The organism is Streptococcus gwangjuense, from assembly GCF_003627155.1.
Classification (GTDB): Bacteria; Bacillota; Bacilli; order Lactobacillales; family Streptococcaceae; genus Streptococcus; species Streptococcus gwangjuensis.
Window position 1 is genome coordinate 1,629,923 of the sequence record NZ_CP032621.1, and the last position, 17,580, is coordinate 1,647,502.

Consider the following 17,580-nt stretch of genomic DNA (forward strand, 5'->3'; position numbering starts at 1 on the left):
CAAATAGGGCTTTTTTTGTTACAATATCTGTATGAAATTCACATTTACATTACCAGACTCTCTACCTCAAATGACGGTAAAGCAATTACTAGAGGAACAACTCCTCATCCCTAGAAAAATCCGGCATTTTTTGAGAATCAAGAAACATATTTTAATTAATCAGCGAGAAGTTCGCTGGAACGAGATGGTGAATCCTGGAGATATTTGCCAGTTAACTTTTGACAAGGAAGATTATCCTGAAAAAGAAATCCCTTGGGGTAACCCAAACCTCGTTCAGGAAGTTTATCAAGATCAGCACTTAGTTATTGTAAACAAACCTGAGGGTATGAAAACCCACGGTAACCAGCCAAACGAAATCGCCCTTCTTAACCATGTCAGTGCCTATGTTGGCCAAACCTGCTATGTCGTTCATCGTCTAGACATGGAAACCAGTGGTCTAGTTCTCTTTGCCAAAAATCCTTTTATCCTGCCCATTCTCAATCGCCTACTAGAGAAAAAAGAGATTTCTAGGGAATATTGGGCACTAGTTGATGGAAATATCAACGACAAAGAGCTTGTTTTCAAAGACAAAATCGGACGTGATCGTCATGACCGTAGAAAAAGAATAGTTGATACAAAAAACGGTCAATACGCCGAAACTCATGTAAGCAGATTAAAGCAATTCTCAAACAAGACTTCCTTGGTTCGTTGTAAACTAAAGACAGGCCGAACTCATCAGATTCGTGTGCACCTTTCGCATCATAACTTCCCTATTTTGGGCGACCCTCTCTATAATAGCAAATCAAAGACAAGTCGCCTTATGCTCCACGCCTTTCGTCTGTCCTTTACCCATCCACTTACTTTAGAGAATTTAAGCTTCACTGCCCTTTCAGATACTTTTGAAAAAGAATTAAAAAAGAATGGATGATTGTTGTGTCATCCATTTTTCCATATAAGAAAAGCAAGACCAAGAGGCCTTGCTTTTTATCGACTCATGAATTATTTAGCGATTTTTGCGAAGTATTCAAGAGTACGAACAAGTTGTGCAGTGTATGACATTTCGTTGTCGTACCATGATACAACTTTAACCAATTGTTTACCGTCAACGTCAAGAACTTTAGTTTGAGTTGCGTCAAACAATGAACCGTAAGACATACCTACGATATCTGAAGATACGATTGGATCTTCTGTGTAACCGTATGATTCGTTTGAAGCTGCTTTCATAGCTGCGTTCACTTCATCAACAGTAACGTTCTTTTCAAGAACTGCTACCAATTCAGTAACTGATCCAGTTGGAGTTGGAACGCGTTGTGCAGATCCGTCAAGTTTACCGTTCAATTCTGGGATTACAAGACCGATAGCTTTAGCAGCACCAGTTGAGTTAGGAACGATGTTTGCAGCACCAGCGCGAGCACGGCGAAGGTCACCACCACGGTGTGGTCCGTCAAGGATCATTTGGTCACCAGTGTAAGCGTGGATAGTAGTCATCAATCCTTCAACAACACCAAAGTTGTCTTGAAGAGCTTTAGCCATAGGAGCCAAGCAGTTTGTAGTACATGAAGCACCTGAGATAACAGTTTCAGTACCGTCAAGAACGTCGTGGTTAGTGTTGAATACAACTGTTTTAACGTCGTTTCCACCAGGAGCAGTGATAACAACTTTTTTAGCTCCACCTTTAAGGTGTTTTTCAGCTGCTTCTTTCTTAGCAAAGAAACCAGTAGCTTCAAGAACGATTTCTACACCGTCAGTAGCCCAGTCGATTTGCTCTGGATCACGTTCAGCAGAAACTTTAACGAATTTACCGTTAACTTCGAATCCGCCTTCTTTAACTTCAACAGTACCGTCGAAACGACCTTGAGTTGTGTCGTATTTCAACAAGTGTGCAAGCATAACTGGATCTGTAAGGTCGTTGATGCGTGTAACTTCAACACCTTCTACGTTTTGGATACGACGGAAAGCAAGACGACCGATACGTCCGAAACCGTTAATACCAACTTTAACTACCATTAGTGATTTCCTCCTTATGAAAATCATGAAATTTTTATTGTGAAAAGAGTAACTTGAATCACTACAAATCACCTTTCAACAAACCTATTATATAACTATTTGAGTTGAATTGCAAGTATGGGCATTGTTTTTCTCTGTTAGTTTCTTTTTAAGTCTGTAAATCAAGAACTCCCTTACTATTCATATCGTAGCGATTCTACAGGGTCCATTTTACTAATTTTACGCGCTGGAAAGTAGGCTGAGACATAACCAAGTAACAGAGCGAAAACTAGAGTTCCTAAAACAGATAACAAATTTAATTCAAAAACCTTAGTGATGGATGGGTAAAAGTGACTTACAATCGCATTCGCCAAACTTCCCACCCCTTGTGCTACCAAAAAGGCTAGTAGCAAGGCGATTCCTACAATCCAGATAGCCTCGTAAATAAAAATCCCTTTGACATCACGATTCTGATAACCAACTGCCTTCATGACACCTATTTCCTTAGAACGTTGCATAATATTGATGTAAATAATAATACCAATCATGACCGCCGCTACCACAATAGCTTGTGATGAAAGTACAATCAATAATCCCTGAATGACACGAATAAAGGTAATCACAATATCAAGAACCTTCTGTTGAGAAAGCACAGTATACTTCTTATTTTTCTGTAGTTCTTCTGTTACCACTTTTGTCTGTGACGGATCTTTTAGTTCCAAGATAAAATAAGATACAGCTTTTGTAAATCCAGCTTCTTTCAAAATCGTTTCCATTTGATTAGACGGCATGAAACTGTTGCTGTCCTCCATATCATCTTCATCATTGATTACACGTACAATCTTCGTTTGAAATTGAGCAGTTTTGCTAGCTTCGGCAGCATTTTCAACAATGCTGGCTGAGACTGGTTTGCCAATAAGATCAGTAGCTGTCAGATTGTTTCCTGTCTGTTCATTCCAATTTTTTAGTAAGCTGATTGGAATCGTTAATCCCTGTTCATTTGTATCAGTATAGAGGGATCCAGCCAACACTTTGTCCGTCTCATTACTACTAACAGAGATACTTGTATCCTCATAGAGACTCACTACTTGAGCATAAGAAGGCATCGTTTGACTCAGATCCATTTCTTGCCCATCTATAGTAATATTTGACATGGTCATCCCAAAAGGACTCTCCAAATATTTAATAGCTTCTTTCCCAACTGTATCCGTGATATAGTTCTTATCATCTTGGTTCAAAAAGCCTCGTCCAACATTTTTTGTGTTTAAAGCAATCTGAACTTGAGAAGGGATTTGACCTCCATTCGTATTTTCATCAATCATCGAAATCAATGCATTTCCCAAGCCGAAAGAAATTAAGACTCCTACAAAACCGATTGAGGTTGCTAGCGCAATCAATAGGTTACGCCACTTTCTTTCCATAAAGTTATTTAAAGAAAGTTTGAATTTATTTTTCAATGATAATCCTTTATTTTGTGACTTCTTCAACGACTTCACCATCCTTCATTTTGATAATCACATCTGCATATTCGGCAACCTCTGGATTATGGGTTACAATCAGTACTGTTTTCCCTGTTTGGGCTAAATTTTTAAATACTTCCAATACCATTTCTTGGGATTGAGAATCCAGCGAACCCGTTGGCTCATCTGCTACAATCATATCTGGCTGATTTACCAGTGCACGCGCGATTGCTACGCGTTGCTTTTGCCCACCAGAAAGCTGTTTAACATTTTTAGCAATAAAAGGCTCCATGCCCAAGTTACTTAATTGCTCCTTTGCAATCATTGTCATCTCCCTATCAGATAAATCTTTGACATAGAGAGGTAGCTTGACATTGTCCAAGACAGATTGATGAGGAATGAGATTAAAGTTTTGAAACACAAATCCAATCTTATCTTTACGAAATTGAGTTAGTTCAATATCTGATAAGTCACGGAGGGATTCCCCTTTAAATTCTAAAACTCCTTCATATTGTCTATCTAGACCACTGATAATGTTTAGCAAACTAGTTTTGCCACAGCCTGACGGCCCGTAAATCGCTGTAATTTTTCCTTTTGCAATCTGCAGGTTAATATTCTTTAAAGCCTGCTCTTGATGTTTACCGTCCAAGGCGTAAAACTTTGAAATATTTTTAATTGATAAAATGGACATTCTTTCCTCCTTGTTTGAAACTGTTATCATCATACATCACACTTATAGAAAATCCTTTAAGCTACATCAGCACTGATTTACCCTATGGGCCTATTACTTAGAATATTCTCTCTATTGCCTAGTTTGCTTCTGGATGTATATCAAGTAAAATTCATTTTAACAAAAAAGCGACATTTCTCCAATGACAGAAATGTCACTCCTATAAACTCTTTAATGATATCTTTCTAGATCCTCGGCCCATTCATTATCTAAACTAACGATTAACTTCTCATTACCAAACATCCTCGCCATCATTTTTGCTTCTTCATACTTTTGTTTTGCTGTATCATAGTCGGTATGAATATAATATTTCCACTCCACCATCAAGACAATCGGTTGCTTTTGGAAATCTCGTGTTTTCTGCCCTATTTTATTTAAGGTCTCAACCGCTCTCTTAAAATAATGAAACAGCCCCATAATTTCTATACAAGTTAAAGAAGCTAACAAGGAATCTCTAAGCAAGTTCAAACAATCGAACTCTATCTTATCAACCTGAGAACTTAATTTGTCATGAAAACAAAGAATGGTTTTATGCTCAGATTCTTTTATCTCACCCACATTTAAACCATCCATTAACTGACAGTTGAAATACAATCTCAATTTCAACAAGTCCTCGGCTTTATATACATCTCTGGATAGTAAGTCTTGAAGACCGTCCTCAATCACACCGCTTCCGTATAAGGAATTACTAGTCGCCCTCACCTCATCTATGGCTTGAAGACAATCCACTATCATCTTCTCATCACCTGGCAAATCATCATAAAAACATTCAAAAATCTCATCAAAATATTCTTCCTTCTGCTCCTGCAACTCCTTGTTTCCATAGTCAGGGTGATGTAAAAGAAAGTACTTTAATTCTTGGTAACGCTTGGGTAATTCCTTATAGTCTGGCATCAAGACATAGGACGGAATTTCTAATCGATCTGCAATATACTCTAGTGTTTTTATCGTCGGGCGAAATTCTCCTTTTTCGATCCGCACCAGCTGACGGACTGATAATTTAGACTCATCCCCGCAAAAAATTGGACGACTAAGTCCTTTCACCTCTCTAAAAATCCTTACCTTTTCCCCTAGCTCTTTCATCTCTTACATTTCTCCCTCGCACGATTATAAAAGATTTGATTTTCAAATAAATATATGCGATGATTATACCATTTTTCAAATAGAATTACAAAAAAGAGACAGGAAATTCCTGCCTCTAGGCTGATAACAATTATTTACGGCGTCCTGGTCTTTCTTTGTAGCCATAGTAAGAATCTTCGATGATTTCTTGCATGTGGTCAACCATTGGAAGGCGTGGGTTAGCTGGTGAACATTGATCTTCGTAAGCAAGGAAGGCCAATTCGCGTGAATGTTCTTTCCATTCTTTTTCATCGATTCCTTGTGCTTTGAAGTTCATTTGGATACCTACGCGCTCACCAAGTTCGTAGACAGCTTTTGCGTAAGATTCCACCCCTTCTTCTGGAGTAGAAGCTGGAAGTCCAAGCATGCGTGCGATATCTTGGTATTTTTCATCTGCACGGTAGTAGTTGTACTTAGGCCATGTTGCTGTCTTAGCTGGACGTGTACCGTTGTAGCGGATGACGTATGGAAGCAAGATAGCATTAGTACGACCGTGGATTGTGTGGAATTGCGCACCAATCTTATGGGCCATTGAGTGAGAAATACCTAGGAAGGCATTGGCAAAGGCCATACCAGCGATTGTTGAAGCGTTATGCATTTTCTCACGTGAGTGGAAGTCTGCATTCTTAACTGAGCTTTCAAGGTTTTCGAATACAAGTTTAATTGCTTGAAGTGCAAGACCGTCAGTGTAGTCGCTAGCCATTTGTGATACGTAAGCTTCAGTCGCGTGAGTCAATACGTCCATACCAGTGTCCGCAGCAACAAATCCAGGAACTGTCAATACCAAAGCAGGGTCTACGATTGCCACGGTTGGTGTCAATGAGTAGTCAGCGATTGGGTATTTACGGTTATTTGCTTTATCAGAGATAACGGCAAATGGTGTTACTTCAGATCCTGTACCAGATGTAGTTGGAATCGCGATGAATTTAGTCTTCTTACCAAGCAATGGGAATTTGAAGGCACGTTTACGGATATCCATGAATTTTTGGACAAGGTCACGGAAGTCCACTTCTGGTTGCTCATAGAAGAGCCACATTACTTTAGCGGCATCCATTGGAGATCCACCACCGAGAGCGATGATTGTATCTGGTTTGAAGGCACGCATAATCTCAGTACCACGTTCAACTGTAGTGATATCTGGATCTGGTTCTACATCAGCAAAGATTTGGTAAACAACCTTATTGCGACGAAGGTCAAGTTGTTCGATGATACGATCAAGGAAACCAAGCTCTACCATGGCATGGTCAGTAACGATCATGACACGTTCAACGTCACGACATTTTTGAAGGTATTGAATTGAATCACGTTCAAAGTATGTTTTTGAAGGAAGTTTCATCCATTGCATGTTATTTCTCCGTCTTCCGACTTTTTTGATATTCAAGAGGTTAATGGCACTAACGTTATCCCCAACTGAGTTGCGTCCGTAAGAACCACATCCAAGTGTCAATGATGGCAAGAAGGCATTATAAACATCCCCGATGCCACCGAAAGTAGAAGGTGAGTTACAGATAACACGAATAGCTTTAACAGCTTTACCAAATTCTTTAGTTAATTCTTCGTCAGCTGTGTGGATAGCTGCTGAGTGCCCAAGACCGTTAAATTCAACCATTTGACGAGCCTTAGTAATACCATCTTCACGGCTTTCAGATTTTAAAACTGCGATAACTGGTGACAATTTTTCACGAGTCAATGGCTCGTTTTCACCAACTTCTTTACATTCTGCTGCAAGAATGTTTGTTCCTTCTGGAACTGTAAATCCTGCTTGCTCTGCAATCCAAGTTGCTGGTTTACCAACGATATCAGCGTTCAATTTTGCACCAGCACAGTTTTTGCTGTTTGCTTTCACGCCGAAGCAGAATTCTTCAAGAAGAGCTTTTTCTTTTTTGTTTACAAAGTAAGTGTGGTAAGATTTGAACTCTGCTACAAATTCATCGTAAATTTCTTTATCAATGATAACCGCTTGTTCAGATGCACAGACCATACCATTATCAAATGATTTAGACATAACGATATCGTGTGCAGCTTGGCGGATGTTAGCTGATTTTTCAACATAAGCTGGAACGTTTCCGGCACCTACCCCAAGAGCTGGTTTACCACATGAGTATGCCGCTTTAACCATGGCATTACCACCTGTTGCAAGGATTGTGGCAACACCTTCGTGGTTCATAAGGGCACTAGTTGCTTCCATAGATGGTTCAGTGATCCACTGTACACAGTTTTCAGGAGCTCCTGCTTTAATCGCAGCATCACGAACTATTTGAGCTGCGTGAGCTGATGATTCTTGAGCGGATGGATGGAAGGCAAAGACAATTGGATTACGTGTCTTCAATGAAATCAATGCCTTAAAGATTGCTGTTGATGTTGGGTTTGTTGTAGGAGTGATACCACAAACAACGCCAACTGGTTCAGCGATAAGAGTCAAACCTGTTACATCGTCTTCTTCGATAACACCAACTGTTTTAGTGTGGCGCATGTTGTTTACTACGTGTTCACAAGCAAACAAGTTCTTAGTTGCTTTGTCTTCAAATACACCACGTCCTGTTTCTTCATAGGCATGTAGAGCCAATTCTCCGTGGGCATCCAAAGCTGCCACTGACGCTTTAGCTACGATGTAGTCGACCTGTTCTTGGTCGAGTTTACGCATTTCCTCAAGAGCAACTAAAGCTTTTTGCACCAAGCCGTCGACATGCTTTTCAGCAGCGAGTTTCTTTTCTTCTGGTGTCACAGTTTTTTTATCAGCCATATTTTCCTCCATAGCTTTCAAGGATCGATATCCTTTGTTAATTTTTTCACAAGTTTATTATAACGCATTATTTCAACTTTGTAAACAGTTTCATAAACATTTCACAAAGAATTTTTTATTGTTTGTGAATTTTTTCCCATTTTCTTTACTTATCGAGTTTTTTCTTTAGAGTTTGTGAAATTAATTTTAAATATTTTTTTATTTCACAAGCTTGATTGGAAGAGGAGCTTGGAAAGAGATAGATTTTCTAGTAAGCGCTTACTTTTAGGTACTAACAATACCTCCTTTGATAAGGAGGCCCTATTTTTGTTGAAAAACGCCTTGTTTAAAAGTTCCTTCATAAACGACTTCTTGTTCTGTTGTTAGTTTCCCTTTTCCTTCAGCCTGACCATTTACAAAATCACCTTCGTAGGTCCAGCCTTCTTTAGATTGAAAGGTACCTTTTCCATTGAAGGCTCCATTGCTGAAACCACCTGTATAATGGTCCCCGTTTTGGAAGGTAATGGTACCTTGCCCATTCATTTTACCACGGACAAGACTGCCGTCGTAAATAATCGTTCCATTATCAAGCTTTAGAACTCCTTTTCCGGGAATATTTAGAAAAAAGACGAGTACAGCACAAAAAACAATGGCAACTACTGCTAAAAGCTCTAAACGTGGACGAGTCAGATAGACACGATACTTCTCGTAAAAATTCTCAAGATTTTCCATCTTCACTCTCCTTTTCTAAACATTCTAACCAAGCCCTGCAACCCTCTTGAACACGTCGATAGGTTTCCTCAAAATCTCCTGTATACCAAGGATCTGGAACACTTTCAGATGCGAATGAGTAAATCTTATCTTTACAGTCTGCTGGACACATCTGACGTAAGTCAGAAACATTTGAAGCATCCATACCGATAATATAATCAAAGGCTTCAAAATCTTCCTTACTAATCTGAAGCGATGTCTTGCCTTTTTCATAAGGAATCTCATACTGTTGAAAAATCCCTTGAGTTCCCTTATGAATCGGATTACCATGTTCCCAAGAGGAAGTCGCTCGACTTTGGATTTCATAATTATCTGTCATTGATTTCATAACAAACTCGGCCATAGGGCTGCGACAAATATTCCCCAAACAGACAAAGACTAGTTTTTTCATCCCATTTCCTTTCTTTTATAGAAAAACGGGAGTTAGTAATCCCGTCTTATTTTTCAATTGCGCCTTCTAGTGAAGCTGTTTCTTTCAGCGGTAATACGGTCTTGATAGCAGCTAGTTCAAAAGTCAAGTAAACTCCATCTACATCAAGAACAATCGTTCTCTTCTCAGTATCTACTTCATCGACTGTTCCGTAAAGTCCACCGATTGTAATCACTTCATAGCCTTTTTGCAGTTTATTTAAGCTTTCCATACGTTTTTGTGCTTGTTTCTTTTGAGAGCGTTGCATAAAGAACATCAAGGCAAACATCGCTACAAGCATAATTAAAAATGTATAATTTGGATTCATTGTATTCTCCTTTGTCTTTTACATAGGACTACTATATCAAATTTCAGCTACTTTTACAAGATTGTACCTTGCTTTTCTAGTAAGAAAAATCAGAGCTTGCGCCCTGATTTTTAGGATTATTTCAAGTTTTGAACGACTTTTACTAGATTTTCTACAGTAAAGCCATATTCTGCCAATACTTTTGGTGCTGGGGCAGAGGCTCCGAAGGTATCAATACCAAGAACAGCACCATCTAGTCCAACATATTTGTACCAGTTTTGACTTGCACCCATTTCGACTGCAACACGACGGCGAACTGCATTTGGAAGGATTTCTTCCTTGTAAGCTGCATCTTGTTTATCAAAGACATCTGTAGATGGCATGCTGACTACGCGGACTTTTGCACCTTGACTAGCCAATTCTTTAGCAGCTGAGACAGCAAGATTGACCTCTGAACCTGTCGCAATCAAGATGGTATCAAAGTCTGCTGCATTTTCATAGACAACATAGGCACCTTTTGCAACCTTGTCGAAGTCTGTTCCCTCTTCGACAGTCAAGTTTTGACGGGTCAAGACAAGGGCAGTTGGTGTTTTCTCACTTGTCACTGCAAGGTACCAAGCTGCTTGCGTTTCACGCGCATCTGCTGGACGGAAAACATTTAGATTTGGCATAGCACGAAGACCTGCTAAATGCTCAACTGGTTCGTGCGTTGGACCGTCTTCCCCAACCGCGATTGAATCGTGGGTAAAAACATAAGTCACAGGAAGACCTTGCAAAGCTGACAAGCGGACAGCCGCCTTCACATAGTCAGAGAAGACGAAGAAAGTTCCACCGTATACTCGAAGTCCACCGTGAAGGGCCATCCCGTTCAAGATTGTTCCCATGGCAAATTCACGAACACCAAACTGAATGTTGCGGTTCAAGCGGTTGGAATCGTCTTGAAGTCCGTCAGTCTTGATATAAGTCATGTTTGAGTGAGCAAGGTCAGCTGATCCACCTAGGAAGGTTGGTAACTTAGCCGCCACAACATTCAAGGCATCTTGGCTTGAATTACGAGTTGCTTGAGAGAAACCATTTTCTAAAGCTGGGAAGTCTGCTGGAGTCACTTCAACTGGATCACGTCCATCGATGATGGCCTCTACTTCTGCAGCTAGTTCTGGGTGAGCTTCTTTATAATCAGCAACTAATTTTGCCCAAGCTTGATAAGCTGATGCACCACGGTCTGCAACATTTTCTTTGAAATCAGCGTAAACTTGTTCTGGAATTTCAAATGGTTCATAGTCCCAACCAAGAGCCTGACGAGTTGCTGCAGTTTCATCTGCTCCAAGAGGGGCACCGTGTACAGCATTAGTTCCTTGTTTGTTTGGAGAACCATATCCAATGACAGTCTTCACTTCAATCAAAGATGGTTTACCTGAAGCTTTAGCTGTTTCGATAGCAGCATGGATAGCTTCCAAGTCTGTTCCATCTTCAACCAAGGCTGTATGCCAACCGTAAGCATTGTAACGGTCACGAACACTTTCTGTAAAGGAATCCTTTGTCTCACCATCCAAGTTGATGTCATTTGAATCATAAAGGACAACCAACTTATCTAGTTTTTGCAAACCTGCGTATGAAGCCGCCTCACTTGAGACACCTTCCATCAAGTCTCCGTCTCCACAGATAACGTAAGTATAGTGGTCAAAGATATTGTAGCCTTCACGATTATATTTGGCTGCCAAGAAACGCTCTGCTTGGGCAAAACCAGTGGCAGTTGAGATTCCTTGTCCTAGAGGACCTGTCGTAGCATCAATCCCTGCTGTATGGCCAAATTCTGGGTGACCTGGTGTTTTTGAACCCCATTGACGGAAGTTCTTGATTTCATCCATGCTGACATCTTCAAAACCAGAAAGGTGAAGAAGGGCATAAAGAAGCATTGAACCATGACCAGCTGAAAGAATAAAGCGGTCGCGGTTAATCCAGTTTGGTTGAGCTGGATTGATACGAAGTTGTTTTGTAAAGAGGCTGTAAGCCATTGGAGCCGCTCCCATAACCACACCTGGGTGACCTGAGTTGGCTTTATTAATGGCGTCAATACCTAGGAAACGAATTGCATTAACAGATAGATTTGACATAGAATTTCCTTTCTATTTGAGGTGATTACTGAATCACACATTCTATTTTACTATTATATGAAAAAATACATAGAATAGCAATTAAACAATTCGACGCTAGATAAGTCTCCTATTTTCTACTCTCTTGTCGCCTGATAGTAGGGAAGTAAGCGTTCATAAGCATCTTCTAATTTTTCTAAAATCACTTCTAATGATTGATTTTCTATGATAGAAACATCTGATTTAACTAACACTTTTCGGATTTCTTGACTGCCTACCTTCTCGACTAAGACTTGACGATTTTCTTCGTTCGCCTCCCACCGTTGACTTTGGCCATCAGAGTAGGCTAGATAATAAATCCCTTCAACGGTTGGAATTTCTAAAACTTTGGCCTGCTTGCCTAGAGTTTGCTCATCTTTCTTGCGCTCGATGAAACTGACTTCTAAGGAAACACCAAAATCAGAGGGTACTCCATACAAACGAAGAGCCAACATAGGTTCTGTCACTCTCCCCTCACGCTGTAGATAAGCCCAGAAGTGCGGTCGCAAGCGCTGCGCTTGGTTCATCCACTGGCTAGTCTGTTGAAGTTACCATTCTGGATGGCTCGCTTGAAAGGCTTTAGCCAGTTCTGTAAAAGCCTTTCTGGCCTCTTGACCTTTGTGGCGAAATGCCAACATTTTCTCTCGCTCTACTCCCGCTTTATCAGGATTACGGTACTGCAAACCAGCAAAGTCTAGATAGTCTCTTATCTTATTCAACATTAATTTAATCTCCTCCAGCTAGCAAAAAATCAGGATAACCCTGATTTTGTTTATTCTGTATCTACAACGACATAGCGATTTGGCTCATCACCCTCAGAGTAACTAGTCACGCCATCCATGCGTGAAATAATACGATGGATAATCTTGCGTTCACTATTTGACATGGGATCTGTCTGATGACTACGGCCTTCTTCTAAAACACGAGCCGCCAATTTTTGCGCATAGGTCTGCAAGACTTCTGCACGGTGTTCAACATAATCATTAACATTGATTGTGATATAGAAGGTTCTTGAATAGCGGTTATAAAGATAATTTTGAGCCAATAGTTGCAAGGCCTTTAAAACTTTGCCATGGTAACCGATAATACGACCTGGTTCGTTGGTATCAATTTGCAGATTGATGCTACGACGATTATAATCATTCGAAATCGTCGCCTCAACGTCCATATCATCAATAATAGTTTGAACATAAGTCGTTACTTCCGTAGCTACTTGTTCAATATCAAAGCTCGGTTCCACCTTTAAGCCCAAATCTTCTAATTCTTGACTTTCAGTTCGTTCAGCTTGAGTCTCGACAATAGGAGTTTCTACTTCTTCTCCGAAACCAGCTTCTTCAAGCTGTAATTCATTTAAAATCTCAATGTGCCCAGTTTCTTCTAAGATGGTGCTAGCATGTTTTTCATTTTTCAAGATTTCAGCCTTGACTTCATCAGAAACCCCTTGGCCTTCTTCTTCAATCTTTTTAATTGCTTCTACAACATGACCCAAATCAACGGTTGCTTCACTGACCGTTTTGACCGGTTCATTTTGTTCATTGATTTCTTTAGGAACACCCTTAATAGCTTGTTGATTTGCTTTAATGACAGTTGTCTCACTAATAGCTTCAATGTCAACTTGAGCTGGTTTTTTACCAAATAAACCAAGAAATCCTTTTTTCTCGCGAGAAATGACTTTGATATGAGCCTTCATTCTTGGAATATCTAATTCTTTCAATCCTTTCTGGATTGCTTCTTCAACAGTTGAACCTGTAAATACTCCCATTACCAGATTCCTCCTTATTATTTCGTTTTCTGAGCCTTTTTCTTGGCTTTTCTTTTTCTATTTTCCAAATCTTTCTGTGCCTGAGCTACCGCCTCGCGCTCTGCAATAATCTTGAATGGATTGTTCAAGAAATAGGTTTGCAAGACTTGATAAGCATTGGACACTGTCCAGTAGAGGGCGACTCCACCTGGCGCATAAACTGCAAAGATAAAGATCAAGACCGGAATACCATACATCATCGCAGTCGTAGCGCCATTACGCTCAGACAAGGCTTTATTAGACAGCCAAGTACTTAAAAAGGTGAATACAGCTGCTAAAACAGGAAGAACAAGGGTTGTATCCACACCACCAAGGTTAATCCATAAGAAATGACCTGTCTTTAAAAAGTCAACTCTTGATAGAGCTTGGAACAAAGCCAAGATAACCGGCATCTGAATCAAAATCGGCCAAAGAGAATCTGACTGTCTGACACCCATTTCTTTAAAGACTTTACGCATTTCTTGCTCTAGCTTGGTTCTGCTTTCCATATCTCGACCTGGATATTGTTCTCGAAGCGCCTTAATGCGAGGTTGAGCTTCCTGCATTTTTCTGGATGCCACCATTTGCACTTGGAAAACTGGCAAGAGGACTGTACGAATCAAGATCGTAAAGAGAATAATCCCTACTCCGATACTGATATCAAACGATAAAAAGCGAATGATTTCCGCAAAGAAGTAAACAAATTTACTCCAAAAATCAGCCGATTCGGCTGTAATATCGCTAGTTGTCCCATTTGTCGCACAAGCTGTCATGATCAATAGAGACAGTCCTAGCAAACTAGTCAACTGTAGTTTCTTTTTCACTCCCATTTCCTTCCTGATAAATCTTTGATAATTTTAATACGTGGAGTAGATTTTTCTCCATCTCTGCGTATTCCAAGGTTTCGACTCCTTTTCGAGCAATGACAACAAAGTCGACATCTTCTACCAGACTCCCTTTTGCATTCTGGATAATATGCCGAATCCGTCGCTTAATTTGATTTCTAGTGACGGCATTCCCCAGTTTTTTGCTAACTGATAGACCTACTCGAAAATGGTTTTTCTGGTTTTCTAGTTGGTAGACAACAAATTTGCGATTGGCAAAACTTGTCCCCTCCTTGAAAATCGCCTTAAAATCTTTCTCTCTTTTTACACGAAAGTTTTTCTTCAAAACTCAACTCCATCTATTAAATTACTACTATTATACCATATTTTTCAAAAAAGCCAATCATAGCAAGGTTTTGGACATTTCCATCAGAAAAAGAAGCTGGAAAAATCTCTTTCCCAACTCCTTGTACTGAATATTTTTCTAGTTTTACTTATTTTTTCAAGCGTTCAACGTCACGGGCAATGACTAATTCTTCATCAGTTGGAATAACCAAAACACGGATTTTCGCTGCCTCTGTTGAGATATCTCCTGTCACACCAAAGACATTCTTCTCTGGGTCAACATCACAGCCAAACCAAGAGATACCTGAAATAACATCTTCACGTACGTTTGCAGCATTTTCACCGATACCTGCAGTAAAGATAATAGCATCTGCTCCATTTAAGACTGCAAGGTATTGACCGATATGTTTTTGAATGCGATCAACATACATCTCATAGGCTAAAGTGGCATCGTGATCCCCTTCTTCCATAGCAGCAATCACATCACGCATATCACTAGATTTACCTGAAACCCCCATTAGTCCTGATTCACGATTAAGAACGTGACTAATGTCTTCAGGAGTATTAAAGTCCTCTGTATATTGCATTAAGTAAGGAATGATAGCTGGGTCAATATCTCCTGTACGTGTTCCCATCATCACACCACCAAGTGGAGTGAATCCCATTGAAGTATCAACAGATTGACCGCCCTTAACTGCTGTAATAGAAGCACCATTACCGATATGGCAAGTAATCAATTTCAAGTCTTCTAATGGACGTCCCAAGAGTTTTGCAGCTTCTCCTGCTACAAACTGGTGACTTGTACCGTGGGCACCATATTTACGAACCTTGTTTTCTGTGTAATATTTTGTTGGTAGAGGGTAACGATAAGCTTTCTCTGGCATACTTGTGTGGAATGAAGTATCAAAAACAACTACACTCGTAATGTCTGGCAACAATTCCTTGAAGGCACGAACACCGGCTGCATTGGCTGGATTGTGGAGAGGAGCCAACAATCTCAATTCTTCAACTTTTTCTAAAACATCTCCCTCAACGACTGTTGATTCTTTGAAATATTCTCCACCGGCGACAACACGGTGTCCAACACCTGTAATCTCGTCATAAGCCTTGATAATATCGAAACGAATCAAGTCATCCAATAAAATTTTAACAGCTTGTGTATGATTTTCGATATCCAAAATTTGTTGTTCAGAACGGCCATCAAATTTTACAGTTGAAATTGAATCTTTCAAACCGATACGTTCAATCAAACCTTTCGCTAATACTTTTTCTTCTGGCATTAAGTATAATTGCCATTTCAAACTTGAACTTCCCGCATTGATTGCAATTGTTTTTGTCATAACATGATACCCCTTTTTAAGCGTTTTCATCTATTATAACAAAATCTATTTTATATTTCAGTACCTTGAGTCCATTTTTGAAAATTTTCTTTAAATTTCATTAAAACACTTGCATCTTGCAAGCTAGCAAGTGGATAAACAAAAGGTTCTACTGCTATCTCATTTTTCTTCTGTAGGATAAAAATAGTCTTAGATTGTTTAGCATTAGCAAAGAGATTTTCAGGCAGACTGATCATGGTAACCAGACTCGCTTCCTCTTTCAACCACCCTTTCAACAAATCACTCTGAGGACTGGTCAACAAATCACTCGGAGCGAGAAAAATAGCGTATCCATCTGACTTGAGGTACTTAAGTCCTTGTTCTATGAGCAAGTGATGGGCGTAAGTATGTTCTTGACTAGAAGCAACTTGATGGCGCGACGCAACGTCATCATCAGGATAATAGCCGACAGGCAAGTCGCTGATGACCACATCGCTTTCTTTGAGCATTTGTGGACGAACGGCATCTCCTTGGACAAAGCCAGCCTGCAAACCAATCACATCTGCCATGCTTGCTGCCAAATCAATCAGCAAATCATCCACTTCCATTCCCAAATAATCCACCTTTTTATCAAGCGAGGTCAAGAAAGTAGCGCCCAGAATCCCCATCCCGGAACCCATTTCGAGGATAGTAATTTCCTCCTCTTTAAACAACTCTTCCACAATAAACACCAAAAGTAAAGCAATGGCATCTGGCGTAAACTGGTGATTGGCCTGTAGGGGCTCTGTCTGCCCAGCCTTCATCAAGAGAAACTGGTAGGTCTTGAGCCATTCTTCTTTGCGAAGCGCTAAACGTTTAAGGGCCTGATTGTTCTCCTTGACCTGCTCTAACTCAGTTTCACCATCCAGATAAATGCTGTTTTGCTCCACCAGGGCGTCATAAAAGTTGGTCGCCAAATCACTTTGGATGACTTGGACATTCTCTAGTAAATACGTATAAGCTTGTTCAATTTTTTCAAAATCCATATTCCTATCTTATCAAAATTCCCTTCTTTTTTCCATCCTTATAGAAAAATCACTCCCTGACTAGGCGAATGATTTTTGGGATACTGTTAAAAAGAGCTCTGAGTAATTTCCTTGAAACAGGTCTTCAGCGCTATAGAGAATCTGACTATGCACAGATGAAAAACCGTGCTGAATTAGCTTGTTTTCCAGTTCAACCAATTCAAATCCATGATGGTTAGCCTCTGTCTTGGTAAAATCAGCAAGTAGGAGTTGTCCATCTTCCTTCAAATGTTGATGAAACAGTGAGAGAGCCGCATCCAAATCAGGCATATGGTGAAGAACCCGACAAACAACAATGAGTTCAAATTCTTGCTCCAAGGGATTTGCCAGTAAATCTTGCTCCAAAAACTGGATATTCTTAATTTCTTGCTGCTCCGCTTTCAAGCGAGCTTGCTCCAGCATTTTCTCAGAAATGTCTATAAGAGTGACTGATTTAGCCTGCTTGGCTAGGGGCAAGGCTAATAGAACCGTCCCTCCACCGAAATCCAAAATTTCTTTGTCTGATAGAAGATCAATCTGTTTCTCGACTGCTTGACAAACCAAGTTTGCAAGGAAGATATTTTTAGGGGAATCAAAAGTTTCTGCTTTGTGGTTAAAATCATGTTTCATATTTTTAGTTTAGCACAAAGT

General features: G+C 40.0%; 16 protein-coding genes and 1 pseudogene. 1 reads left to right on the forward strand and 16 read right to left on the reverse strand.

Annotation, left to right across the window (positions count from 1 at the left end; all coding sequences use genetic code 11):
- Positions 1-31 precede the first annotated feature (31 nt).
- Positions 32-907 (forward strand): RluA family pseudouridine synthase, encoded by an 876-nt coding sequence (locus tag D7D53_RS08230; protein ID WP_120770662.1) that lies wholly within the window; start codon positions 32-34, stop codon positions 905-907.
- A 71-nt stretch (positions 908-978) separates the two neighbouring features.
- Here the strand turns inward: D7D53_RS08230 and gap are convergent, their stop codons facing one another.
- From gap to D7D53_RS08310, 16 genes and pseudogenes are all read right to left on the reverse strand, one after another.
- A complete protein-coding gene (gene gap / locus D7D53_RS08235; RefSeq protein WP_000260685.1) occupies positions 979-1,986 on the reverse strand; it encodes a type I glyceraldehyde-3-phosphate dehydrogenase in 1,008 nt (335 codons plus the stop codon).
- 176 nt (positions 1,987-2,162) lie between these two features.
- Positions 2,163-3,464, reverse strand: a complete 1,302-nt coding sequence (locus tag D7D53_RS08240) for an ABC transporter permease (RefSeq protein ID WP_245941792.1) — start codon at positions 3,462-3,464, stop codon at positions 2,163-2,165.
- Positions 3,433-4,116, reverse strand: coding sequence for an ABC transporter ATP-binding protein (locus D7D53_RS08245; protein WP_120770663.1), 684 nt, complete (start codon positions 4,114-4,116; stop codon positions 3,433-3,435). The genes D7D53_RS08240 and D7D53_RS08245 overlap by 32 nt, the downstream gene beginning before the upstream one ends.
- A gap of 210 nt (positions 4,117-4,326) precedes the next feature.
- The gene (locus D7D53_RS08250; RefSeq protein ID WP_120770664.1) at positions 4,327-5,238 is read right to left on the reverse strand and encodes a helix-turn-helix domain-containing protein; all 912 of its coding nucleotides are present in this window, start codon (positions 5,236-5,238) and stop codon (positions 4,327-4,329) included.
- Between the two features lie 130 nt (positions 5,239-5,368).
- Positions 5,369-8,020, reverse strand: coding sequence for a bifunctional acetaldehyde-CoA/alcohol dehydrogenase (gene adhE, locus D7D53_RS08255; RefSeq protein ID WP_049486627.1), 2,652 nt, complete (start codon positions 8,018-8,020; stop codon positions 5,369-5,371).
- 300 nt (positions 8,021-8,320) lie between these two features.
- A complete protein-coding gene (locus tag D7D53_RS08260; RefSeq protein WP_120770665.1) occupies positions 8,321-8,731 on the reverse strand; it encodes an MORN repeat-containing protein in 411 nt (136 codons plus the stop codon).
- The gene (locus D7D53_RS08265) at positions 8,718-9,161 is read right to left on the reverse strand and encodes a low molecular weight protein-tyrosine-phosphatase (protein WP_120770666.1); all 444 of its coding nucleotides are present in this window, start codon (positions 9,159-9,161) and stop codon (positions 8,718-8,720) included. Before D7D53_RS08265 ends, D7D53_RS08260 begins: the two co-directional genes overlap by 14 nt.
- Before the next feature lie 46 nt (positions 9,162-9,207).
- Positions 9,208-9,507: a preprotein translocase subunit YajC gene (gene yajC, locus D7D53_RS08270; protein ID WP_004257425.1), complete on the reverse strand. Its 300-nt coding sequence runs from the start codon at positions 9,505-9,507 to the stop codon at positions 9,208-9,210.
- A gap of 116 nt (positions 9,508-9,623) precedes the next feature.
- On the reverse strand, positions 9,624-11,600 hold the full coding sequence (gene tkt, locus D7D53_RS08275; RefSeq protein ID WP_120770667.1) for a transketolase: 1,977 nt from the start codon (positions 11,598-11,600) through the stop codon (positions 9,624-9,626).
- Positions 11,601-11,716: 116 nt separating this feature from the next.
- A pseudogene (locus tag D7D53_RS08280) lies at positions 11,717-12,340 on the reverse strand (HI_0552 family protein).
- 50 nt (positions 12,341-12,390) lie between these two features.
- Positions 12,391-13,380 (reverse strand): RNA-binding cell elongation regulator Jag/EloR, encoded by a 990-nt coding sequence (gene jag, locus D7D53_RS08285; protein WP_049492474.1) that lies wholly within the window; start codon positions 13,378-13,380, stop codon positions 12,391-12,393.
- 17 nt (positions 13,381-13,397) lie between these two features.
- The gene (locus tag D7D53_RS08290) at positions 13,398-14,222 is read right to left on the reverse strand and encodes a membrane protein insertase YidC (protein WP_218961675.1); all 825 of its coding nucleotides are present in this window, start codon (positions 14,220-14,222) and stop codon (positions 13,398-13,400) included.
- Positions 14,197-14,568 (reverse strand): ribonuclease P protein component, encoded by a 372-nt coding sequence (gene rnpA, locus D7D53_RS08295; RefSeq protein WP_000739243.1) that lies wholly within the window; start codon positions 14,566-14,568, stop codon positions 14,197-14,199. The genes D7D53_RS08290 and rnpA overlap by 26 nt, the downstream gene beginning before the upstream one ends.
- A 148-nt stretch (positions 14,569-14,716) precedes the next feature.
- Positions 14,717-15,907 (reverse strand): acetate kinase, encoded by a 1,191-nt coding sequence (locus D7D53_RS08300; RefSeq protein ID WP_120770669.1) that lies wholly within the window; start codon positions 15,905-15,907, stop codon positions 14,717-14,719.
- A 50-nt stretch (positions 15,908-15,957) separates the two neighbouring features.
- Positions 15,958-16,911, reverse strand: coding sequence for a class I SAM-dependent methyltransferase (locus D7D53_RS08305; protein ID WP_120770670.1), 954 nt, complete (start codon positions 16,909-16,911; stop codon positions 15,958-15,960).
- Between the two features lie 60 nt (positions 16,912-16,971).
- The gene (locus D7D53_RS08310; protein WP_162927893.1) at positions 16,972-17,559 is read right to left on the reverse strand and encodes a class I SAM-dependent methyltransferase; all 588 of its coding nucleotides are present in this window, start codon (positions 17,557-17,559) and stop codon (positions 16,972-16,974) included.
- Between the last annotated feature and the right edge of the window lie 21 nt (positions 17,560-17,580).